The organism is Peribacillus sp. Hz7, assembly GCF_042136355.1.
GTDB lineage: Bacteria > Bacillota > Bacilli > Bacillales > DSM-1321 > Peribacillus > Peribacillus asahii_A.
The window spans coordinates 106,672-131,497 of the sequence record NZ_JBHHJV010000001.1 but is presented as its reverse complement, the minus strand read 5'-3'; the positions used below and the strand labels follow the sequence as shown (position 1 = coordinate 131,497).

Below are 24,826 nucleotides of genomic sequence, written 5' to 3'. Positions count from 1 at the left end.
TAGAACTGTTCGCTACGGGTATTTTCTAGGAACATTTTATTGTAACATTATGTAATTAGTTCTATTATAAGAATGATATTGATTTTCCCTAAAAACATCTATAAATAGAAATTATACGAAAGTGAGGCAAAAGAATGAAGAAAAGTATACAACTTAAAATGATTTTCATATTTTCTACCATTGTGTTGTTATCATGTTTGGTGACTGCTTATGTTAGTTATCATTCCTCTGTTCAGTTAGTGAAAGATTCTTTGAGTCAAGTAGCAACAAATATCACTAAGCAGGCCGTTAACATCATTGATATAGACAAGTACGAACAAGAAATCACATTGGATGCAGGGGAAAACGATTATTACATAGAATTACGTACAGAATTGAATGATTTAAGAGAAAAAACAGGATTAACCTATTTATACACGATGTCTCGTCAAAAAACGGAAAATGGTTATGATTATTTTTATATGGTAGACGGTATGCCTATAGGCGATGAAAACGCATCACAACTAGGAGATAAAGAAGATCCTGCTACTTATCCGAATATAGTGAAAGCTTTTGAAACAGGAGATTTACAAATTGAAATGTCCAATACAAAGGAGTATGGAGGTCTTATTACTACTTACCTCCCGCTCAAGTCTAGTTCCGGTGAAGTAATCGGTATAGTAGGTGCCGATTTAAATGCAACCGAATTCTATACTTCAATCGCTTCTTATAAGAATAAAATGATTACATTAACACTTATTATTTTATTAGTCAGTGTAACCATTGTTTATCTATTTACCCATTACCTTATTAAACCGTTAAAGAACTTAACTAATCAAGTTGCAAAAGTAGGCGATGGAGACCTTTCTATTACGCTAGAGACTAAAAGAACCGATGAAATTGGTATATTAACCACTGCCTTTCAACAAATGCTGAATGATTTAAAACAAGTTATTCAAGGGATAAACAATAATTCTATTCAGTTAGTCGATGCATCTAATCAGCTGGTTCATCATGCAAATGAAGTCAAAGAAGGAAATCAACAGATTGCCATTACGATGAACGAATTATCAAATGGAGCAGATAGACAGGCTGGTTCTGCCAATCAAGTTTCTCAAACGATGCAACATTTTACTAGTCAACTTCAGGAAGCAAGTAATAAAGGGGATGAACTAAGCCAGTCTTCAAATAAGATTATAGACTTAACAACTAACGGCTCTGACCTAATGAGAGAATCAGAGAAACAAATGGATATGATTCACCAAGAAGTAATAAAGTCTATTGAAAAAGTTAAAAAATTAGATTTGCAGTCAAAAGAAATTTCAAAGCTCGTTCAAGTAATTCTAGAAATCTCTAACCAAACAAATTTACTAGCATTAAATGCTGCAATCGAGGCAGCAAGAGCAGGCGAGCATGGGAAAGGCTTTGCGGTCGTGGCTGAAGAAGTTCGTAAATTAGCGGAACAAGCATCAGGATCCGTCGGAAGTATTGTAAACATTGTTGAAGGTGTTCAAACTGAATCAACAGAAACGGTAACTGCCCTGCAACATAGCTTTACACAAGTTGAAAGAGGAACAGAGCAGATTAAAATAACGAGAGAAACATTTAATAAAATTAATACATTTATACTGAACATACAAATGCAGATACAAGATATATCAACAAATATCCATACTCTTTCCAAACAAAGTGAAGAAATCAATTATTCGCTCGAAAATAGCGCCTCAATAATAGAAGAGTCCACCGCAGGAATTGAGCAAACTTCAGCTTCCATTCAGCAATCAGCTAGTGCAATGAATGAGATTGTAAGCAGTTCCGAATCTGTTGCAAAATTAGCAGAAAACTTAAATAGCTCGGTTGATCATTTTAAATTACATTAAGTGAACAAGCAGCGAACAGGTGTATTTGTTCGCTGCTTATTTTTTACCAGACCCAAGTCCAATAAATCCAAGCTGTCAGCGTTAAAATAATGCTTAATGAAAGATGGGTCCAACCTAGTATGAGCGTAACTTTTCTTTCTTTTTTTAAACCTGCATTTTTATAGGCTTTTACATCTGTCAGCAAAAGCAAAATTCCTGTCACTAACAAAATGATAATCAAATAGTTAATCGAACGGATATCGTCCATAAACACAGCTTCCTTTCATGGCACGTTATTTATCTTTCATGCCGCTGTGACGAATATAAGTATCTACTTCTACATCATAGGAAAGATTCTTATAAATATTCCGCCAATCTTCTTCTGTTTCAACGTTTTGTTTCCAATATCCAGGAAACTTCCCTCGGAAATACTCGCCAAACCCAAAAATATCAGACTTTGCTTTTTGTGTTTTAGCAATTAAATTACTCAATGACTTTTGCGCAGTATTTGAAAATTCTCTTTCAAGAACTCGAATATCTTCCTCTTTTTTTATCTTAACATTCGGGCTTTCCTTCTCCGAAACTTTACCTTCGTAGCGAACTTTCACCAAAACATGGGGCTTACCATTTTTTAAATTTGCTTTTATTCTTGTTTTTCGTTTGACTGCTTGGACTAACGCTATTTCTTTTTCGTTACCGGGAATGTCAGTAAAAACGGGGTACCCTCCCTTTTCTGCACCTATTCCAGCCATAAATGAGCCAATCTCCTGCGGTTTTGTCTTTCCCACCATTTTATCTCCTTGAAAGTAAGCTAGACCATTAATTTGTATAGTTTTTTTCCCTTTAATGTGAAAATACGGAAGGTATCCATCCTGTCCTTTACTTGAGAAAATACTCCAGAATTTTCCAATGAAACTTTCAGGAAATTTCCCTAAATCAACTAAACTTTCAACCATTTCTGCCAAGTAGAGAGAGGGAACACGTTCTAGCTCAGGACTTACTTCCATATATTTTGAAGCTTTTTCTCTTGACACAACAATTGAAGCTGTTCTTCGAATTTCCGGATTGCGTCTCAAGTAATCATTAAAACGTTGCACTCCTTCTTTTGCTACTTCCTCACTCAATACAATCAATCTTAAGTGTCCTAAAAATATTTCATCTGCAATTTCTTGTTGAAGATTGTATATGGCATCTTCAATTGTATGTCCAACAACAGGCACGACCAATACCGGTTTTTTTTCTCCAGCACCTACTTGTGGTCCCAATGGAATCCGCCCAGGTATCGCTATTTGAACGGTAATTTCTATCATATCCTCTTCTGGTATTGATATCTCTCCTTTCCCGTGACTTACTTCTGCTTCCCGTTCTTCTGCACCTGGACCCGCCTTATCTATGCCGATTGCTAATATGGTAGCCCTCTGCTCAATTTCTCGACTATCCCAACAACCAGTAAGAAGGGGAACTAAGAAAATCAAAAGAAATATTCGCTTCGCTTTATACTTGTTTTGACTCACTATGTTTCCTCCTCTTACTTTTTAATACATCAAGAATAAATAAAAACAGTGGATAAAGAATCGTAATACTAAGTCCGATTCTTCCTACGTATCGAATAACGTCATACATTTGAAAAATACCTTCTGGCAGCATAGCCAATATATAGACAAATGGAAGAATAAAGTAAGACAGCATTTTATGATCCTGTAAACGAAAAAACTGCTTAATCGAATAAATCGTCATATAATAACTCGCAAATATAGTTGTAAATACAGCCGTAACCCATACAGATAAAAAAACAACATCTAAACGTTGTAAAATATTCCCTGGCAAGGAAGTTGTTCTGGCAAGTTCTAATGTGGGCCAAAAAAGTTGTTTAATTTCTTCCGTACCGAAGACGGCCACAGTTGCGATAACAAGCAGCAAATATAAGCCTCCAGATATAAGAATTGCCCATATACTTGCCCTCATCGCTTTTTTCGGCTGCTTCATAGCTGGAATAATCAATGTCATAATGAATGAACCTTGAAACAAAGCAGCAACGGTTAATGCTCCAAAAAACATCTCATTAAAACCACTCCCAATGAGAGGACGTAAATAAAGAATATTAGCATTTTTTAAAGAAACAGCTACAACGATTAAAACCGGAGCTAATATAATAGGAACGTAAAAATTATGTATATAGGCAAATACATTTATGTTATTTCGTGCACTAATTGCCGCTAATACAAGCATAACAATGACCGTTACATCTAGCGGTGTTTCGATTAATACACTCGTCGTGACAACCGTACCAAATTCACGTGCAGTGAGAGCTGTTAAAATAGTAAAAAAGATGATAACGAATATACTACAAACTTTCCCCAGCCATTTTCCAAGAATCTCTTCACTGTAAGTAATAATGGTTTTACTAGGATGACGAATACCCAGCTTTGTAATAATAAATAGTCCAATTGCTGCTATCCCAATACCGAACAGCGTAACAAGCGGGGCTCCTGTTTCCCCTGCCCTTACAGCAAACAGCGGCAAAGGTAAAACTCCAACCCCAATAATCGTGCTAATTAAGATTGTCGTCGCTTGAAGAGTTGTGATTTCTCTTGGGTCCTCCACCTGTACCTTCCTCCCGCTGGTCGTTTCCGACTTTATTATGCTCTAATGCTTTGTTCCTTTCCTCCCTTAATCTAGCAACATTTTCTTGATGGAGAAAAGTCGGTCTTTTCGGCATCCACCATAGTGGACTTCTAATTACGACATCTTTCATTCCTTGGTAGTTTTCAGGAGAAACCGGGGCCATATATGGAACTCCGAATGATTTTAACGAAAGCATATGGTTAAATATAAAAATAATTCCTATGACAACTCCGTACAAACCGAAGATTCCTGCTAATATAATAATGGGAAATCGGAGCATTCTGAGTGCAAAAGCAGCCACATAAGCCGGAGTTGCAAAAGAACCAATGGTTGTTAATGCAATCACCACAACTGTAATCGGACTCGCCAAACCTGCATTCACCGCTGCTTCACCAATGACAAGCACCCCAACAATTGATAAGGCGCCCCCTACTTGTTTCGGCAGTCGAACGGTTGCTTCGCGCAGTACTTCCATCGCTACTTCTATGACTAATACTTCAACCACAGCGGGAAAAGGAATACCAGCTCGTCCTCCTGCAACAGCAACGGCAAACTCTGTTGGCAGCAGTTCCGGATTAAAAGAAATGAACGAAACGTAAAGAGAGGGAAAAACAAGTGAAAATACGAGTGCCAGCATACGTGAAAGTCTCACAAAACTCCCCATTAAAAATCTAGTTGAATAGTCTTCCACCGTTTGATAAAACTGGCTGAAAACCACGGGGACCATTAAAGCAAACGGAGAACCATCCACTAAAATAGCAACTCTTCCTTCTGCTAAGTTAGCAACTGCTTTGTCTGGTCTTTCTGTGCTGTGAACTTGCGGGAACGGAGAAAATGGATTATCTTCAATAAATTGTTCCAAGTAGCCTGCATCCATAATGACGTCAATATCAATTTCAGAAAGTCGTTTCTCCACTTCGTTGATGACCGTGTTGTCCGCAATTCCTTTTATATAACAGATAGCAACTTTTGATTTGGTAAGGCGTCCTATCTCCATTTTTTTCACGCAAAAGTCGGGGGTGGGAAGTCGATAGCGCAATAAAGCAAGATTAGTTGCAATATTTTCAATAAATCCTTCACGCGGTCCCATAATCGCCTGCTCTGTTTCAGGTTGATTAACTGCCCGTTTTTCTAGTTTACGGGTTCCAATATGAATCCCTTCTGCTATGCCCTCAATTGCAATAACGGTTTCCCCGCGTAAAACAAAATCAACTAAACGATCAAGACAGTCATTGAGCTTAGCTTGACTGTGATAAAGCGTTTCGTTAATAATGACATCTTTTAAATCATTCAGGACAATTTTCCTTTGCAGCAAGTGATTAGGTATATACATTAACGGTTTTAATATATCGTTATTAATAAGAGTTTGATCCGTTAAGTCTGAAAAATAAAACATCACCGCGCGAAATTGGCCAAATACCTCAAAGTGCTTTATCACGAAATCATTGCTATCTCCAAGTATCCCTTTCATAAAATGAACGGTTTCATCAAGAGAACTAGAAATTTTATTTTTAGAATGTTCTTCTATTACTGAACTGGGAGTCTTTTTGGAGATGATTTGACCATTCTTTTTCTTTTGCTTAAAAAATAAAACCACGGTACCACCACCTTTTTTTACTTTGTCCATGTAAAAGTAAATTATTCCTTTACTGGCGTATGATGAAGCTAGTAACCGCTCTTAACCTAATAGGTTACATTTGAACCCTACAAATAATGAATGATTTCTAGTTTCAACAGCTCAGCATACACAGACCAGAACTTCAATCAGACACACGGTAGCGCAAGAGGGAGCATTAAGGATGTTTCATTCGTAGCTATTTATATAAAATTACTAGTACTCCACCCATTAATTATTTCAAATAGTATACATATTCAGCTTCCTAATTTTCGGCATAGAAAAAGTCCTTTATCATAGATAAAGGACTATCCTATGGAGAAGATTACATGAAAAACTTTACAAACCAGCCCTTATTTAAGGGCTACATTTTAGAAACCAGCGTTATATCTAGTTCCAGAAAATTAAAAAAAAGCCGTTCCTTAACAAACAAATTGTTATCGTCTCCTGGATCTAATGATAAATAAAGCCCAACTAGATAAAGCCACCTGTAATTAGGTATTGAACTTTTGTCCTAAACAGACTAACTAATTAAACGGAAAACTGCGGAACTATTTATGCAACACTAATGAAGGAACATTTTTTCTTTAAGTCTCTGTCATATTATATGGTTGATTGTAAAGAATAATTTAAAATGAGATTAAACCATTTTTGGAGGCAACCAATTATGACTGAACATCATGCTCGACTAACTTCGGCTGAAATCGCTTCTATTTGGACTGCATACATGAACGATAGTATGTCCAAATGTATTTTAAGGTATTTTCTAAAAGATGTAGAGGATCAAGAAATCCGTTCTATTATCCAATTTGCTTATGACCTTTCATCTTCCCATATCGAACAACTTACCCACTTGTATCAAGAAGAACAACTGCCATTACCGACAGGATTTACAAGTGAAGATGTAAATATGGATGCCCCTCGTCTATATACTGATTCATTGATGCTGGATTTTATCGGTCATTTATCCAGATTAAGCTTAGTTACATACGGCGGCTTTGTTTCAATGAGTGCTAGAAAAGATATAAGAGCATATTTTCTGGAAGGCCTTACGGAAGCATCTAACTTATACGATATGGGTGCAGATGTATCCCTTTCAAAAGGATTGTTTGTTAGACCACCCTATATTGCTTATCCAACTAAATCGGACTTTGTAGACAGCAAAAAATATTTAAGCGGATTAAATCCATTTACTAACAAAAGACCGCTGAATGCATTAGAAATAGCTTACTTATATATGAATATTAAAACCAACCTCATGGGATCAAAAATTGCGTTAAGTTTTGCCCAAACATCATCAAGAGAAAATATTCAAAAATGGATGTTAAGAGGAAAAGATATTTCAAACAAACACGTTCAAATCTTTACAAAAGCATTAATAGATAACGATATACAATCACCCATGCCGTCAGACTTATCTATTACCGATTCAACAACGCCGCCTTTTTCAGATAAATTAACAATGTTTCTTATGTCATTCTTGAGTGCAGCTGGTATGGGAAACTATGCAACAGCAGCTGCTGCAAGTCAGCGAAGCGATTTAGCCATGAATTATGAACGTTTATCACTTGAAATCGGTCAATATGCGAAAGATGGCGCTGACATAATGATTAGTAATGAATGGCTCGAACAGCCACCTGGAACGATGGATAAAGAACAACTTGCAAAAAATAAGAACCAAAATAGTTAAAATTCATTGATTGGTTAGCCAATAGGAAGTGAAGGAATGTCAATGGAAGAACGAATTGAGAAAGTTCTTTGGAGTATTGCATTACCTGGATTTGGACAAATTTTAAACGGAAAGTTTTTCAAAGGACTACTTTTTATCATATTAGAAGTTTTAATTAACGTGCAATCAAATTTGAACCAAGTGATTATTTATAGCTTTCAAGGTGATATTCAATCAGCTATTGAGCGAACTAATTATCAATGGTTGATGTTTTATCCCTGTATTTATATGTTTGCCATATGGGATGCTTATCGGGATGCTGGAGGCGGGAAATCCCCTTATTCTTTTCTCCCATTTGTTTTTAGTGCTTATTTCATGACTATAGGATTGATCTATTCCTCGAATTTAAAAATATTTGGGGTTTTATTAGGTCCTCCTTTTTTATCTATCTTGTCTGTGATTCCCGGCATAGGCGTCGGCTTGTTTATAAAAATTATATTAGGAAATTTAAAAACGAAAAAATAACTGAAAACCCCATAATTTCACTCAGATATATTAAGTATGAATGGAAATGTTCCTTAACCTTCTTCTTATCCACAACAAAAGAAACATAAGAATCTGATATAGTACCTTAATCTATTTTAGAGATACTCTTTTATGTACATAATTAAAAAGCCTAAATCCCTTGTACTACAAAGAATTTAGGCTTTTTAATATAGATACCCCGTGAGAACCTTCACTCCAGCACGCTATTTAAGAGGTCCAGTCTCTCCTTCGCATTACCTTTTGTGACAATATCTACACCACTATCAATGTTTGGATTTACTTTTTCTCCCTTTGTCACTTTTAATGCGGTTTGAACGCTTATATACCCCATATCATAAGGGTTTTGTGCTATTGCACTAGACAATGTCCCATCTTCTACTAACTTGATCATCTCAGGAGTTCCGCTTGCCCCTACAACAGGCATTTGCATTCCACGTTCCTTAAGTACCTTTAACACAGGAAGTGCAATATAATCCGTTGAAGCAATGACACCTTTAAGATCTGGATGCTCTCGTAAAATATCCTCGAATGTTTTCCTAACTAATTCAGGGTCACTATCTGATAATCCGGTTTCTTCTGTCACTATTTCGATCCTCACAGTCTCTAAACTATCTTTAGCTCCCCTTATCCGTTGTCCTTCAACGATTGATCGTTTTCCACGCAGAAGAGCCACTTTATCCCCCGGCTGCAGCTGTGAAGCCATTAAAACCCCTGCTTTTTTACCTAAATCCAAGTTATTAGTACCGATATAAGCCGTCTTATGTTCCCAAGGATCCTCCGTATATACAAATAATACAGGAATATCCTTTTTTACAAACTTTTCTAATTCTGAAGTAACACTATCAGATGAATAAACCGGAGAAACAACTAATACATCTGGATTTTCTTTAAGAACCTTCTTTAATAAATCCTTCTGAGCTTCTACTGTTTCATCTTTAGGCATAATCACTTTACCATCTATACCGAATTCTTCAAATCCCTTTTCTGCTCCTGCTTTAATCAAATCCCAATAATCAAGGTCATAGCTCTGTAAAACGACAACTACTTTCGGCTTTTCTTCTCCAAACTGTTTATATATAAAAACGATGACAATCAGAGAAATCATAAAAATCATAAGAAGAAATCTTTTCCGGTTGTTAAACATATAATCCCCCTTCCTTCTTCTTGAAACTCCCCTGACAGAAGCATTTCTCAATGATTCTTTTTAAATCGGATGGAAAAGGTTGTCCCTTCATTTCCTGTTTCGATATCAATCTCTGCTTGATGTCGTTCAGCTACACTATAACAAATCGCTAAGCCTAACCCTGTTCCCTTCTCCTTCGTAGTGAAGAAAGGGGTTCCTATTTTCTCCAATACTTCTGGACTTATGCCCGCTCCTTCGTCTTTTATTTCTAAAATGACTGCCTGTTCTTCCGCATACGTTTTTATCGTAAGTTTCCCTCCAGAAGACATAGCATCCAGCCCATTCAAAGCCATATTTAATATAAATTGACGAATTTCTTTTTCATCAATTGATATATCCGGGCATTCACTCAAATCAAGAGCTACTTGTTTACTAGCACGTATTGCTTCTGCTTGAATAAGTGGAAATAACGCGTTAATAATCGTATTTAAATTTTTCATTTGTTTATCGCTTACTTTATTTTTAGCTAAATTTAGAAATTCAGTAATAATAGAATTAGCTCGATTTAATTCATCTAACATGAGATCAATGACCTCTTTTGATACATCTCTACCCCTTGCTACTTGTAAAAACCCATAAACCGTGGTCATTGGATTTCGAATTTCGTGAGCAATTCCCGCTGCCATCTCTCCAATTAAATTCAAATGGTCTAATCGAGCCATCTCCTTCTCCAAAAGAACCCTTTCCGTAATATCTGTCAATACAAAAAGAATACAAGGTTCCGGTTCGATATTAATCATTTCTGATGATAATAATCCAGCACGCATTTCTCCTCTTTTTGTCTTATATTGAATTTTCATGTTACGAATAGGTTGCTCTAGATGGATGGAATGACCACCTGCTTCTTCAATAAAATCTTGTAAATTAATTTTTTGATTTTGTAACTCCTCATAGCTGTAACCAGTGAATGTTACCCAGCTTGTATTTATATCCATATAGGTTCCATTTTCTTGTGAAATAATCGCCATTAAGTTAGGGCTAGACTCAAATATTTTCCGAAACCGTTCCTGTGAAACAAAAAGGTAGTCCGCAATCTTTTTTCTCTCCACAATTTCTTGTTGGAGCTTTTCATTAGCTGATAGAAGCTCGATTGTACGTTGTTCTACCATATGTTCTAGATTAGCAAACTGTTGCTTTTTAACTTCCTCAACCTGTTTTCTTTCCGTAACATCACGAATAGCGCAAACAAATATTTGACTTCCCTCTATTTCCGTCTCTCCAATTTGGATATCTGCAGGAAAATGACTTTTATCTTTACGTAATGCAACCGATTCAATTACTTTTCCAACCTCTTGTTTGATTAAGGATAGGAAATCCAAGGAACTCTCCCCTTGATCTCCTATCACTTCTAGAAGAAGCTTAGAAACATTCTGTTCTATTAATTCATCAGACTGATAGCCAAACATCTTTTGGACAGCAGGATTCACCGATAATATATGCCCTTGATCATCAAAGGTAACAATCGTATCCATTAACGTTTCACCAATTACTTTGGTTAATGCTTCTGTTCGACGCAAATCCGAGGTTGTCCGGTCTAATTTTTGGTTTACTTCCTTTAGTTCGACTGAACGTTGCCATTCACTCTTACTAATCTCCTCTTCATATTTTTCGTGCATTTCAACAAATTTTCCTATTTTTGCTTTTAATATTTCAGGCTGAAATGGCTTAAAAATATAATCAATAGCTCCAACGGAATAACCACGTTCAACATGTTCACGATCTTGACTAATCGCTGTAATAAAAATAATCGGAGTATGTTTGGTTTTCGCTCGCGCGCGTATTAGTTTAGCTGTTTCAAACCCATTTAGTCCCGGCATCTGTACATCTAGTAAAATCACTGCAAACTCTTGTTTTAGCAAACATTTCAACGCTTCTTTCCCTGATGTCGCACAAACTAAGTTATAGTTCGGAGATGAGAGTACAGCTTCCAATGCTAGTAGATTTTCAGGATGATCGTCTACCATTAATATATTCACTTTTTGGGAAGCAGCATTATTTATATTTACGGTATAGTTTTTCTGTTGAGTCGATTTCTTCATAGCAGTTTCCATGACGTGTAAATCTAATCCCCTCTCTTTTGCCCAACCCGATAAAACCTGATAAACTTAGACTTTCATAAAAAAGCTGATGGACATCATTTTGTAAACTCTTATTAAAATAGATAAGAACATTTCGACAAATAATAATATCAAACTCATTAAATGAAGAATCTGTTACTAAGTTATGCTCCGCAAACATAATATTTTTTTGCAGAAAGGGGGGGAAAACAACTTGTTCACCTACGACCTTATAATATTCTGAAAAAGCTCTTATTCCGCCAGCTTCCATATAATTTTTTGTATATAGCTGCATATTCGCTAAAGAAAAGGTACCTTTCTTTGCTTGCTCTAAAGTTTTTGGATTAATATCGGTTGCCCAAATCTTAGCTTTTTCATAGATTCCTTCTTCATGTAACAGAATAGCCATTGAATAAACTTCCTCACCAGTAGAGCAGCCTACATGCCAAATTCGAATATCTGGATAATCTCTTACAAAAGGGACAATATTTTTTCGAAAAGACTGGAAAAATGCAGGATCACGAAACATCTCTGTAACATTTATCGAAAGGTCAGAAAATAATCTCTTCATTACCTCAGGATCACGAAGCAGCTTTTCCTGCAGTGCCGAAACACTTGTCAGATTTTCATTGCGAACACGATGCAAAATTCTCCTTTGCAGGAAGGACTGTGCATAATTTCTAAAATCATAGCCATAATAGCGGTAAATGGCTTCTAGAAGTAACTCGATTTCAATTCTCTCTATCTCTTGAACTTGTACTGGATCTTGTATGAGTTTATTTTTCATTCTTAATTGATTATCCTTCCTTTCTATATAACCATACATGCATAAGCGAGAATAATTGATCTACATCAATCGGCTTACTAATATAATCCGTTGCTCCTGCAGCTAAACATTCTTCGCGACTCTGTTTCATAGCCTTCGCCGTCAGCGCAATAATCGGTAATGTTTCATACCTTGGTAGTTGTCTGATTCTACGCATCGCCTCAAAACCATCCATTTCAGGCATCATAATGTCCATTAAAACAATATCGGTATCTGGATTACCTTGTAACATTTCAATCGCTTCACGACCATTTTCAGCTACAATGATATCCATTTCATATTTTTCAAGTGCGATTGTTAATGCATAAACATTTCGTATATCATCATCAACAATGAGTACTTTTTTATGTTTGAGCGAAGATTTGCCCTCTTCGTTTATACTGCTGCCTTCTTCATCCACTTCCTTTTTCTCATTCAGTGAATACCCCTCATACTCGAGCTCTGCTGCGGCTTCCTCTATATAGGAGTTTGCCTCTAGTATCTCGCTTGATTGTAGGATTGGTAGATATAGCGTAAAGTTGCTTCCCTTTCCAACTTCACTTGTTAACTCGATAAAGCCGCCTAATACAGAAGCCATTTCACGACTTATGGATAATCCTAACCCTGTCCCTCCATACTTTCGACTTGTCGTTCCATCAGCCTGTTTAAAGGCATCAAATATCACTCTTTGTTTTTCTCTAGGTACCCCGATGCCGGTATCAATAACTGAGAAAGCCAGCATATACTCTGCTTGAGCACTCACAGGCATTTGTTTCTCAATATACTCCGTCCGTACCTTTCGAACTTGCAGCGATACGCTACCGCTTTCAGTAAATTTAAAAGCATTGGACAGCAGATTTTTTAATATTTGTTTTAGACATTGTTCATCTGTATATAAATATTTTGCTACATTAGGTTCTAATTGAACGTTAAACTGAATATCTTTTTGACTAGCAATAGGTGAAAATTGCTTACTCAAATAATCTTGTACATCGTATAAATCGATTTCCTTGGAAATCACTTCTAATTTACCAGACTCTATTTTTGCTAAATCTAAAATATCATTTATCAAAAAGAGTAAATCATTACCAGAAGTATAGATGGTTCGAGTATATTCCTCTTGTTTCTTTGAAAGATTGCCCTCTTCGTTTTCAGAAAGAATCCGTGCCAAAATGAGTAAACTATTAAGTGGTGTCCTAAGCTCATGAGACATGTTAGCAAGAAACTCCGATTTATATTGTGAGCTAATCTCTAATTGCTGAGCTTTTTCTTCAAGAGCCTCCCTCACTTTTTCTAACTCTTTTTTCTTCTGCTCGGAGGCTGTATACTGCTCCTCAAGTTTCTCATTTGTCGTCCTTAATTCCTCTTGCTGTAATTGTAATTCTTCAGATTGGACTTGAAGTTCTTCTGTTAAAGCTTGTGATTCTTGCAACAATCGTTCTGCCCTCATATGATTTAGCATACTATTGATCGCCATTCCTAACGTGCTATTGATTTCTTCAAGAAGCTTAACTTGACTAGAGTTAAAGGCGTGGAAGGAGGCAATTTCGATTACCGCAAGCACCTCTCCTTCAAGTTGCACAGGTAAGATAATAATATTTCTTGGTGAACCTTCCCCTGTACCGGAACGTATGCTTATATAATCTTCTGGTACTTGTGTAAGCAAGATGGTCTGTTTTTCAAGCGCACATTGTCCAACAAGCCCTTCTCCAATATAGAAGCCTTCAGATGCTTTAAAATGATTTGAAAAAGCGTACGCTGCTATCCTTTTAAGATACGGCCGAGCTTCATTTTCACTCTTCAAATAGAAAACACCGAAACTCGCATCTACTATAGGAACAAGCTTAGAAATGAATGACTCGCCAAGCATCTGTATATCTTTAGCTTCCGGGTACATCGTTGCTATTTCGGCAATTTTCGTTTTAAGCCAGCCATGTTCTTCCGCTTCCTCTAGTAAGTGTTTTTCTAGCTTACTATGTGCCTCAAGCTCCGAAACCATTGTGTTAAAAGCAGTTGCGATTGAACCAATTTCATCTTTGGAAACGATTTCAATACGAGGTAAATCGTCCCCATTACTATTGCTAACACTGTTCATAACAGTCGTTACCTTATCGAGATTCTTAGTCATACTTCTAATAAGCCAAATAATCAGTCCTATTCCTAAGCTCAAGCTGATAGCTAAATAGATATAGATCGATGTGACAGCCCAATTATAAGTGTCTCGAGATCTTAAAAGTTCATTCTTCATCTCTTGTTCTTGTAATCCAACGAGGAGCTGAGAAACTTGAAGCATTCTTTCCCGAGTAAGTTTGATCTCATCGACCATTGCCGCTTGACTATCAACCTCACTATTTACTTTTTGCAATACGATGACTTGCTGTACCATATCTCGATATGAATCATGCAGTGTTGTATATTGTTCCATTAACTCAAGTGATTTTTCTTGAGTATCCAGTTCTTTAAGTGACTCAATTCCTTGTTTGATCTTCAGGTTTGATTCTTCCCAAGCATTCAAGGCTGCTCTATTATTTCCATTTGTCGGAGTTGCTGTAGCCTCCCTGAACGCTCTTCCAACATTAGCAGTCTCATATTCTATCTCCGAAGCAATGTCAATTCGTTCGTATAATTCATTCACCACGACGTTCATCTTAATTATAGACTGTTCAAGCATGTTCATTAAAACAACGACGCTAATAGAAATTAATAATAAGATTAATCCGATACTCGCATAGAGCTTTGTTGTAAATTTCATACTTCCTCCCCGCTCCGTTATTTTTTTATTCATTACGTTATACTAAAATGACACGCAAAGATAAATAATGATTCCTCAACTTATATATTCTTTGTGTGAACATTCCGATATTTCTTGACGTTTACTTATTTAATATGTTACAAATCAATCTAAAAATGTCATTACACCACAGATTATAACATATTTTGCAAGACTTTATTCACGGTAAATTATTTTTATATGACTCTGTTGATTTTTGGCATGCATCCCCTATTCATTAATAAAGAGACACTTAGTTCAACAAAAGAAGCCCAGTCCAAAGACTGAGCTAAATGTTTATTTATCCATAATGAACTACATAGCCCCTTAGCAATATAGTCCTCATTGTTCTTTATTTCTTTTGAAACACCAATTCTCACGATGCCTCTAACTCCATAGGAATTCTGATTGATCATAATTCCGATCCTTTTTTATAATACTCATTCATTATTTCTTTAGGAACCATACTTCCACCGGTAGCCCACATGAGATGTACAGCATTTTTCATTTTATCTTTTAAGTTATGATTTTTTATATACTCCTTACCTTGTTTCTCGTTCCATAACTTTACGGGTCCTATTACACCAGCTAATGCAGAAGGCTCCAGATGAATATTTTCTGTATCAGCCAATGTGGTTAATAGTTTAAATAATTCATTGTCACTTACCGTATAACTTCCGCTTAATAAAGGTTCAATGGTTGGACCAACGAACCCTGATGGTCTTCCAACCGCAAGACCATCTGCTGATGTGATGTTGTCAATTCCAAAATCTTGTACAGACACCTTATCATGCAACCCTGTTACCAGTCCAAGTAACATACACGGAGAATGTGTAGGTTCTGCAAAAAAGCAATGTACGTGATCTTGATATATTAGTTTCAAACCAAAAGCCACTCCCCCAGGTCCACCGCCCACTCCGCATGGAAGGTAAACAAATAGCGGATGGTTTTCATCTACTGTTACATTTAAATCCTCTAATTGTTTTTTTAATCTACTTGCTGCTACCGCATACCCTAAAAATAAATCACGAGAGTTTTCGTCATCAATAAAGTAACAATTCGCTTCACTATGCGCCTGCTTTCGCCCTTCTTTGACGGCTTTGCTATAATCTTCCTTATATTCGATAACTGTTACTCCTTTGCTTTTCAGAAGATTTTTTTTCCATTCCTTCGCATCAGCAGACATATGAACTGTTACTTTGAAGCCCAATTTGGCACTCATAATGCCTATACTCAACCCTAAGTTGCCCGTAGATCCTACCGCAATGGAGTATTGTGAAAAAAAGTTTCTAAATTTTTCACTATCAAAGATAGAATAATCATCCTCTACCGTCAATAAACCATGTTCAAGAGCTAATGCTTCTCCGTGTTTTAACACTTCGTAAATACCCCCGCGTGCTTTAATGGAACCTGAAATGGGGAGATGGCTATCACATTTCAACAAAAATGTCCCATCTAACGGCTGCTCATACATATGTGATAACTGTTGATGCATCGCCGGGATGGGTACAATAGGGGATTCTATGATTCCGTTAAGTTTTCTTGTTTCTGGAAAAACTTTAGCGATGTAAGGAGCAAAACGCTTTAACCTTTCCACGGCATCTTTTACATCATTATCATTAAGCGGGAGATTCTCCAACACAGTTTGAAATGGTTTATATTTAGGATTTGACCAAAACACTTCCTCTGTAGCCACTAACTCGTTTATTAAAGGATATTCTTCTATCCAATCTTGAACAGTTTTCATTTCTCTTCTCCTCCATAGGGATTGTACTTTTTCTATATTAGCTGCCACTTAAACATCCAATCTTAATGTCCAGAAGTCATCTTAATACCTATAGCGCCTATAACAATGCACATAATTAATAGGATGGATCTTAAACTTCTAGGTTCATTAAAGAAAATCATTCCTGCTAAAACACTTCCAACAGAGCCAATACCGGTCCATATTGCATAAGCAGTCCCTACCGGAAGAGAGGTTAATGACAAAGAAAGAAAATAAAAGCTTAAACTCCCAAAAAATAGACAAGCTAAAGAGGGTAATAATTTTTTAAACCCATCTGCGCGTTTTAGACATATGACACTGCCAATCTCTGCGAAACCGGCAATCAGAAGAAAAAATAAGCCATCGAATCATCTCCTCCTATTCTTGTGTAAATCATTTCATTTCCTTTGCTGTTTTAGACTGTGTCGGGCTGTTTTTTATTCCAACTATACCTAGAATCATTAAAGCTACAAAAAATGCTTTCAGTAGATTAATAGGCTCTCCCCAAAAAAGCATACCAGCTACTACTGTCCCCACCGTTCCCAATCCAGTGAAAATGGCGTAACCAGTTCCTAAGGGAATGGAATGTAAAGCTTTTGAAAGTAAAAAAAAACTAAAAATTATAATACCTGCTGTTAGTACACTAGGTATAAGCTGGGTGAAGCCTTGTGAATATTTAAGACCAATCACCCAAACAACCTCCAAAAACCCTGCCATTATGATATATATCCATGCCATTTTATTACTCTCTCCTTCAACAGCAGCACTTACTTTTGAATCACGAAGTTATCCATATATCGGTAAATAGCATGAGCTACCCCATTTTCATTATTTTTAAGGGTTGTCGTTGTACAGGCAGCTTTTATCACATCTTTCGCATTTCCCATCGCTACACTGTATGTAACTTTCTGGAACATAGATAAATCATTATTGCTGTCTCCAATTGCCATAGCCTGATCTAAAGATTTATTCATCAAGCAAGCGAATTTTTCAAGGGCCATTCCTTTTGAAGCTCTTTTACTAGTAATCTCAATATTATGATCGGCAGATGAAACAACCATCAACTCATCAAACTTTTTGAATTGACTCCGTGCTTCCTCTAACTCCTTTTTATCAAAAGAACAAACTAAAATATTGTAAAACTCCTCCTCCTGTTTTAATATGTCATAATAGTTTTCAACTAACACATACCCAAACTGATCAAATTGTCTTTCCGCTACTTCAACTAACTCTTTCATATCTGCATCTAAATCTACCCTTTTCAAACGTTGAATCTCATTATAAAAATGTTCTCTTCCTTTCTTAAGAGTATAAATAGCCTTATCAGTAAACACTTCATAATAATAATTTCGTTCATCTAACCATTGAATAATAGTTTCAACACAATCTTTAGTTAAAGTAACAGAAGAAACACATGTCTTATTTTTTGAATGAATGGTTGCTCCATTTGTACCGATTACAACTGGAGCAATCCCTGCTTTTTCACAAATTGCTTGAACATCAAAATAAGCCCGACCTGTTGAAATCACCACTTCAAAACCTCTATCTTCGGCATATTGAATCGCTTTTATATTTTCTTCACTAATTTCATTCTGGTCATTCAATAATGTTCCATCTAAATCTATTGCAATAAAACTCATATTATATAGCCCCTTTTCTCAGTCTATCTATTAAGTTTTTCTTTCTAATTTTAAAAAAAGGCAATCAAAAGAAGAGGGAAACCCTTCTTCCATCTCTATCTCTATGCGTCCTTTTATAGATTCACTATGCCTGAATCCAATTGATTTCCTCTAGCTTCGAATAACTCTTCCATTCCTCTGGAAATGGTTGCTCGCAGACAATCACATCGAATTTTTCTAGAGGCCACACTTTACAAAATGTATCGACACCTATTTTAGAGTAATCCGTTAACATGATAACTTGCTTGGATACTTCGGCCATCTTTCGCGAAACTAATGCTTCATGTAGATGATAATTACTAACCCCACTTTGAATAGAAACACCACCAGCTGAAATGAACGCTTTATCAACATTAAACTGATTTAACATTTGTTCCGTGAGACTGCCAGTTATAGATTGATGCTTTGGATCAATTTGTCCGCCTAGCAATAGAACTTGGCCTGTAAACTTATTTTGATTGAGCGATTCAGTCAACACGGATGATACAGGAAGAGAATTGGTTAAAATCGTGATATCCTTTTTGTTTTCAATACACTGCGCAAATTCAAGCATAGTTGTCCCTACATCAATGGCAATTACATCTCCGTTAGAAATAAGTTCTACCGCTTTTTTACCCACCTTAACTTTCGCTTGTTGATTCACCGTTGTACGTTGCGTAAATGGAGGTTCCTCAAACTGAAAGACTGTTTTAATTGCTCCACCGTAAACCCTCTTTAAAAGCCCCTTTTCCTCTAATATCATCAAATCGCGTCGAATCGTTTCCTCTGAAACATTAAATTGATCAACTAATTCCATGACTTTTACTTTTCCCGTTTTGTTCAGTTCTTTTAGAATTTCATTCTTTCTTTCTTCTGGTAAAACTGACATATTTCTCTCCTTATTATTAATAATTTATCGTTTCCCGACAGAAGACTCCTACCTCAAGGAGTGTGAAAGGCGTAGCCCAATGAGTAGGTGGGAGATGAATGTCGGTAGATGGTAGCCTAAATTGTTGAACACCCCGAACAAGCGTACTATAATATACTTGTAAGTTGTTCTTTGAAAACTGAAGATATGAGGTTCTAGCAGGAAAATCGTCTGCTAGGTAAAATCTTCAACGTTCTAATCGCCTCCACACGCACCGAAGTAGCGAAAACCAAGCAGAGTAGGGCGTGTGGCGAGTTCAACATACAAGATATTTTTGCAATCACCGTAGGGACTACGGGTAGAGCCTGCTAAAAAACTAGTGGATACACTGGTGTTCGCAGGAATCTCCCACTTCAAATTTTCGTTAGAAAATTAAGTGGTGAGTAGTTCAAAAGATAATGCACTCTTTCTTCGGCAAAAACATTTGAACACATATTCCTCGTTCAAACATTGTTCCTTGGTGGTGAAGATAGTCTACATGGAAAGAGGACTCCTCTGTTTCTACTTCATATCTTAAAACATTGCCCGTCATAGAAACGTCTTTAATAACCCCTTTAATTCGCCAATTCTCTTGTAGATCCAATCTCTCCTCACCAACAGGAGCTAACTGTAAAACTTCCGGACGAATAGCGACGTCATTTCCTCTTAATTCTGTGCTATGAATGAGTTTTCTAAAAATCTCCATATTACAAACGTTATAATTTCCAATGAATTTTGCAACAAATGTATTCACTGGTGAGGTATAAATTTCTGATGGAGAACCGGACTGTACCACATTTCCTTTATTCATCACAAAAATTCGATCAGACATCGTCATGGCTTCTTCCTGATCATGTGTAACAAAAATCGTTGTAATATCTAGTTCTTTTTGTATTCTTCTTAATTCTTTTTGCAGATTTTTTCTGATTTTAGCATCCAATGCGCTTAACGGTTCATCTAAAAGTAGAACTTTAGGCTCCATAACAAGCGCACGGGCCAGAGCAACCCTCTGTTGTTGCCCACCAGATAATTGATGAGGATAAGATTCTTCTTTTCCTGTTAAATCAACCATATCAATGATCTTTGTTACTCTTGATTTAATATTTTTTACTTTTTTCATTCTAAGGCCATAAGAGATATTATCAAAAACGCTCATATTAGGGAAAAGTGCATAAGACTGAAACACCATGCCGACTTCGCGCTGACGCGGAGATAAATTAGTAATATCTTTTCCATCTATTAAAATTCTCCCTGAATCAACGCCCTCAAGTCCCGCAATTGAACGTAGTAATGTACTTTTCCCACATCCGCTTTGCCCAAGAAGTGTAGCAAATTCTCCTTTTTTTAATGTTAAAGAAATATTATTCAAAACAACTTGGTTTTCATATCCCTTAGTCACTTGATCGATAGTTACATAACTCATTAGTTTTCACCTTCTAACACAGTTTTTTTATGGCGAGTTTGTTTTTTAAAAAATGAAAGAATTCGCTTCTTATTTGGCACGACAGAATTTTTTTCATTTTTAAACGTCAGTTTCAATACAGTCCCTGTTAAAAGTAAAATCACTGAGTAATACGTAATAACAATTGCACTTGTTAAGTGACCGCTACTGTTTAGTTTGTCCGAAAGATAAATTTGAAGGGTTTCAAATCGGCCCCCAACAAGCAAATTAGCTAAAGCAAACTCACTAAATAAAAGGGCAACTGACAATAAGGTAGACACTAAAATACCTGATAGAATGTTTGGAAATACTACAGTGCGAAATGCCTGAAATTTTGTAGCACCCAGTAACTCAGCTGCATCAACAAGCTGTACAGCATTAAGCGTGCGAAGGCTGTTACGAATACCTTGATACATGAACGGCAGAATGGTTATGAAATAAGCACCAATTAAAATCCAAGGGGTTCCGGCAATTTGAATGGGGCCATCCGAATATAACTTGATTAATCCAACAGCCCCCACAATAGGAGGAATTCCATAAGGAAGCATAGCCACTGCTTGAAGCATTCCTTCCCATTTACTAAAATATACTGTGATGATAAAAATGGTCGGAAGCATAATAACCACACTGAGGCCTACAGACATAAAAATTAAAAACAGGGTTCGTTGAAAAGCATCGTAAAACCGCTCATCCTGAAATAGTTCAATATACCATCTCATCGTATAACTCTCAGGTAGAATGGTATGATCCCATTTACCGGCAATCGAGAATAAAAATGTCCCTACAAGCGGAATTAACAAATATATAACTAGCAAACCAATAATCACTTTGTGAAAAGTCAATGAAGATTTCATCGTAAATCCCTCCTAATGCGACGCATCATCCGTTCATTGAACCACATCGCCCCTATCATAGTTGCTGCCAGAATCACGCCCATCGCACTGCCTAGTTGAGGCTTTAATGCAACATCACTGGCAACCAGAGAAGCAATTTGCAGTGACAATAAGTTATAATTGCTGCCAACCAATGCATAAGCTGTAGCGTAAGCCCCCATCGCATTAGCAAACAAAATGCTGAATGTACCTACAATGCTAGGTAAAAGAACTGGAATTCCGATATGAAGCCAAAATGATAGTGTTGATCCTCCTAATAATGAAGAGGCTTCTTTCCATTGTTGCTTGATTCCTTGATAAGACGGGTAGATAAGCATGACCGCGAGCGGAATTTGAAAATAAATATAAACAAGAATGAGGCCTGTCCAAGAATATAAATTAAAATCCTCAAACACATTCCAACCTAGCTTGGCAAAAAGCAACGTAAACAACCCATTGTTTCCTAGCAAAATAATATAGGAAAATGAAAGGGGAATCCCTTCAAAGTTCGACGTCATATTGGTAATCATCAGCAGACGATTTTGTATTTTTTGTGAGAACTTTGTAATTGAATAGGCGGCGATGACCGCTATAATGACAGAAGTTACAGCAGAAAACAAAGAAATAATAAGACTATTTTGAATAGCTTGTAAATAAAATTTACTTTTAAATATAGTTATATATTGATCAATCGTAACTCGGATTCCATCGTCTGCATAAAAACTATTCTTAATCATGGCTACTAATGGCCCTATTTCAAATCCGATTACAAACAGAATAAAAGGCAATAAAAGAGCTGATAAGTAAACTTTTTGTTTTTTTATTTTTCTCAAGACGTCTCGCTCCTCGATATTCATTAACAATTTGGGAATTGGTTTAACAGTTCGTTAAACCAATTCCAGTCAATCTTCATTTTAATGTTGTAGAAGCATCTCTTTTAAAGAGTGATTTTTCTTTTCAAACCTGGCAATTGGTATGAAATCATTTTATCGGACGGCTTAATATTTAAAAGTTCACAAACGAGTGGAGCAAGAGCTAATTGCGGAACCGTCTCACTGTAAATGCCAGGCTCAACTTTTGGACTAATAATAAAGAGTGGTACGTCACGCTCACCATCAGTTATGCCGCCATGATTGCCATATTCACTCATACCATGATCAGATGTAATTAAAATGTGGTAACCTTCTGCAATCCAAATTGGTAAAAGTTGTGCCAACAAGCTTCCCATTTTTAAGATTTGCTCACGATATTCTTTCGATTCAGAACCAAAAGCTTCTCCTTTTACATCTACACCGAGCGGATGGATATATAAAAAGTGCGGGTCATGCTTCCTACGCAAAACTTCTGCATCCATTAACACATGACTGTCTGGATAGTCATCGTCCCAATAAAATTTTCCATATTGAATAGGCTTAGACGTATCCTCCTGCTCACGATCTTCAATAAAATGAAACGGCGCGCGGTTATAAAGTTCGCTTATCCAGTAATAGGATACTGTTCCGTTTCTTAAACCGTTTTCTTTCGTAAGATGAAAGAGACTCTTCTCAGTAGATAGACGAACGGTTTGATTGGACGTAATTCCGTTTACTGATGCTGGTGTACCTGTCAGTAATACTTCATATAAGGGACGGGAAAGACTCGGAAGTTCCGACTTTACTTTATAAAGTGCTGCCTGATTTGTTTCAACTAGATGTTGAATAAATCCGAGCGCCTCACACGCTTTATCATATCTCATACCATCAACAACAATTGTTATCACTTTATTTGACATGGACTAACACCTCTTCTTGCCAAAGCTGTGGTAACGTTTTAGACGTTTCTTCCCAAGCTTTGTAATCTTCAATTGGTTTTGCATTTTTATACTGTTCTTCTGGAACCATTTTTTCAGCTACCTCTTTCGGAAGTTCTACATCGCGAATTGGACGGGCAAATCCTTTAGCCAAGTTAATTTGTCCTTCATCGCTTAAAATGTATTCTCTAGTTGCCATCGCAGCATGTGGATGCTTTGCATATTTGTTAATAATCGTTGCGTAGCCGCTCACAACTGAACCTTCACTAGGAATGGTCACTTCAAATTGGTTACGGTTGATTTGTTCAGCGTAACCAAGTGCATTAAAGTCCCAAACAATGGCAACTTCCACTTCCCCTTTTTCGATATTAGCCGGCTTGGCATCCGTTAAGCTTAGTCGGCCTTGCTTAGCGAGCTTAACAAAATAGTCAATCCCTGGTTGGAGATTTGTTTCATCACCGCCGTTAGCGATAGCAGCGGCAAGAACAGCCATCTGGTTCTGTGTACCACGCTGAACATCTCCAACTGTTACTTTATAATCTCCTTTTAATATGTCATCCCAGGATTTTGGCGGATTATCCACCAATTCTTTATTAGTAAGGAAGGCAATCGTTCCCTGATAACCAGCCACCCAATCTCCGTTGTCATCCTTTGCCCAATCAGGTACCTCGTCCCAATAAGAGGTCTTATATGGCATCGTTAATTTTTTCTGTTCCGCAATTGGCCCAAACGAAATCCCTACATCACCGATATCAGCTGTTGCATTCTTTCCTTCAGATTCCATTTTGGAAATCTCTTCTGCACTGGACAAATCCGTATCATTGTGTTCCAGTTCATATTTTTTCGTCACTTCACCCCATGTTTCTCCCCAGTTAGCCCATGAATCAGGCATACCGACACTATTAATTGCTCCCTCTTCTTTTGCCTTGGTTTCGATTTCTTTCAAGGTTAATGAATTCGGATCACTAACAACTGGAGTAGCCGACTCTTTAGTATCTCCACAAGCAGCTAATCCCACTACACTCATTCCTAACACCGCAGCTTGAATAGACTTGTAAACTTTCTTCTTAAATATCAAATTCATAAAAAGTGCCTCCGTTTGTGTGGTTTGTTTAACGTTTGTTAATGATTATTACGGATTAATCATAATCTGACAGTGTTAACACCACATTAATCCTATGTTAAGACTTTGTAAATCCGCTTTTTATTTCGATCAATGGCTTTTAATCCTGTGTAAACGTCAAAATTTTCTCCTCTTTTCTTCTCTTCTTTAACCGAGAATCTTC

21 protein-coding genes are annotated in these 24,826 nt (G+C 36.7%); 3 read left to right on the top strand and 18 right to left on the bottom strand.

Annotated elements, in window-relative coordinates; translation table 11 throughout:
• Positions 1 to 134: 134 nt before the first annotated feature.
• Positions 135 to 1,859: a methyl-accepting chemotaxis protein gene (locus tag ACE199_RS00615; protein WP_375348176.1), complete on the top strand. Its 1,725-nt coding sequence runs from the start codon at positions 135 to 137 to the stop codon at positions 1,857 to 1,859.
• 43 nt (positions 1,860 to 1,902) lie between these two features.
• On the opposite strand, the gene ACE199_RS00610 is transcribed toward ACE199_RS00615, so the two are convergent.
• From ACE199_RS00610 to ACE199_RS00595, 4 genes are read right to left on the bottom strand one after another with little or no spacing between them, the layout of a single operon-like run.
• Complete coding sequence (locus tag ACE199_RS00610; protein ID WP_375348175.1) at positions 1,903 to 2,106, bottom strand: CLC_0170 family protein; 204 nt, start codon at positions 2,104 to 2,106, stop codon at positions 1,903 to 1,905.
• 25 nt (positions 2,107 to 2,131) lie between these two features.
• Positions 2,132 to 3,352, bottom strand: a complete 1,221-nt coding sequence (locus ACE199_RS00605; RefSeq protein WP_375348174.1) for a Ger(x)C family spore germination protein — start codon at positions 3,350 to 3,352, stop codon at positions 2,132 to 2,134.
• Positions 3,333 to 4,442, bottom strand: a complete 1,110-nt coding sequence (locus ACE199_RS00600; RefSeq protein ID WP_375348173.1) for a GerAB/ArcD/ProY family transporter — start codon at positions 4,440 to 4,442, stop codon at positions 3,333 to 3,335. Before ACE199_RS00600 ends, ACE199_RS00605 begins: the two co-directional genes overlap by 20 nt.
• Entirely contained in the window at positions 4,390 to 6,090 is a 1,701-nt protein-coding gene (locus tag ACE199_RS00595) for a spore germination protein (RefSeq protein WP_375348172.1), read from the bottom strand. The genes ACE199_RS00600 and ACE199_RS00595 overlap by 53 nt, the downstream gene beginning before the upstream one ends.
• 655 nt (positions 6,091 to 6,745) lie before the next feature.
• Between ACE199_RS00595 and ACE199_RS00590 the strand changes: the two genes are divergently transcribed.
• Entirely contained in the window at positions 6,746 to 7,768 is a 1,023-nt protein-coding gene (locus ACE199_RS00590) for a DUF3231 family protein (protein WP_375348171.1), read from the top strand.
• A 42-nt stretch (positions 7,769 to 7,810) separates the two neighbouring features.
• Positions 7,811 to 8,272, top strand: a complete 462-nt coding sequence (locus ACE199_RS00585) for a hypothetical protein (protein WP_252295400.1) — start codon at positions 7,811 to 7,813, stop codon at positions 8,270 to 8,272.
• Between the two features lie 211 nt (positions 8,273 to 8,483).
• Here ACE199_RS00585 and ACE199_RS00580 read toward each other — a convergent pair whose 3' ends face one another.
• The 14 genes from ACE199_RS00580 to ACE199_RS00515 all read right to left on the bottom strand — a co-directional run bounded on the left by ACE199_RS00580 (position 8,484) and on the right by ACE199_RS00515 (position 24,624).
• Entirely contained in the window at positions 8,484 to 9,437 is a 954-nt protein-coding gene (locus ACE199_RS00580) for a sugar ABC transporter substrate-binding protein (RefSeq protein WP_375348170.1), read from the bottom strand.
• Positions 9,438 to 9,484: 47 nt separating this feature from the next.
• On the bottom strand, positions 9,485 to 11,515 hold the full coding sequence (locus ACE199_RS00575; RefSeq protein WP_375348169.1) for a PAS domain S-box protein: 2,031 nt from the start codon (positions 11,513 to 11,515) through the stop codon (positions 9,485 to 9,487).
• Positions 11,469 to 12,320 carry a CheR family methyltransferase gene (locus ACE199_RS00570; protein WP_375348168.1) on the bottom strand — a complete coding sequence of 284 codons (852 nt, stop codon included), beginning with the start codon at positions 12,318 to 12,320 and terminating at the stop codon, positions 11,469 to 11,471. Before ACE199_RS00570 ends, ACE199_RS00575 begins: the two co-directional genes overlap by 47 nt.
• Before the next feature lie 10 nt (positions 12,321 to 12,330).
• Complete coding sequence (locus tag ACE199_RS00565; RefSeq protein ID WP_375348167.1) at positions 12,331 to 15,090, bottom strand: response regulator; 2,760 nt, start codon at positions 15,088 to 15,090, stop codon at positions 12,331 to 12,333.
• Between the two features lie 430 nt (positions 15,091 to 15,520).
• A complete protein-coding gene (locus ACE199_RS00560; RefSeq protein ID WP_375348166.1) occupies positions 15,521 to 16,855 on the bottom strand; it encodes a D-serine ammonia-lyase in 1,335 nt (444 codons plus the stop codon).
• 62 nt (positions 16,856 to 16,917) lie between these two features.
• Positions 16,918 to 17,217, bottom strand: coding sequence for a DMT family transporter (locus tag ACE199_RS00555; protein WP_306821308.1), 300 nt, complete (start codon positions 17,215 to 17,217; stop codon positions 16,918 to 16,920).
• A 49-nt stretch (positions 17,218 to 17,266) separates the two neighbouring features.
• On the bottom strand, positions 17,267 to 17,611 hold the full coding sequence (locus tag ACE199_RS00550; RefSeq protein ID WP_127759513.1) for a DMT family transporter: 345 nt from the start codon (positions 17,609 to 17,611) through the stop codon (positions 17,267 to 17,269).
• Between the two features lie 29 nt (positions 17,612 to 17,640).
• Positions 17,641 to 18,513: an HAD family hydrolase gene (locus ACE199_RS00545; RefSeq protein WP_375348165.1), complete on the bottom strand. Its 873-nt coding sequence runs from the start codon at positions 18,511 to 18,513 to the stop codon at positions 17,641 to 17,643.
• Positions 18,514 to 18,637: 124 nt separating this feature from the next.
• Positions 18,638 to 19,420, bottom strand: coding sequence for a DeoR/GlpR family DNA-binding transcription regulator (locus tag ACE199_RS00540; protein WP_127759511.1), 783 nt, complete (start codon positions 19,418 to 19,420; stop codon positions 18,638 to 18,640).
• A 427-nt stretch (positions 19,421 to 19,847) separates the two neighbouring features.
• A complete protein-coding gene (locus tag ACE199_RS00535) occupies positions 19,848 to 20,861 on the bottom strand; it encodes an ABC transporter ATP-binding protein (protein WP_375348164.1) in 1,014 nt (337 codons plus the stop codon).
• On the bottom strand, positions 20,861 to 21,733 hold the full coding sequence (locus ACE199_RS00530) for an ABC transporter permease (protein ID WP_375348163.1): 873 nt from the start codon (positions 21,731 to 21,733) through the stop codon (positions 20,861 to 20,863). Before ACE199_RS00530 ends, ACE199_RS00535 begins: the two co-directional genes overlap by 1 nt.
• Entirely contained in the window at positions 21,730 to 22,584 is an 855-nt protein-coding gene (locus tag ACE199_RS23495; protein WP_483878196.1) for an ABC transporter permease, read from the bottom strand. Before ACE199_RS23495 ends, ACE199_RS00530 begins: the two co-directional genes overlap by 4 nt.
• A gap of 104 nt (positions 22,585 to 22,688) precedes the next feature.
• Complete coding sequence (locus ACE199_RS00520) at positions 22,689 to 23,522, bottom strand: alkaline phosphatase family protein (RefSeq protein WP_127759507.1); 834 nt, start codon at positions 23,520 to 23,522, stop codon at positions 22,689 to 22,691.
• Positions 23,512 to 24,624 (bottom strand): ABC transporter substrate-binding protein, encoded by a 1,113-nt coding sequence (locus ACE199_RS00515; RefSeq protein WP_375348162.1) that lies wholly within the window; start codon positions 24,622 to 24,624, stop codon positions 23,512 to 23,514. The genes ACE199_RS00520 and ACE199_RS00515 overlap by 11 nt, the downstream gene beginning before the upstream one ends.
• Between the last annotated feature and the right edge of the window lie 202 nt (positions 24,625 to 24,826).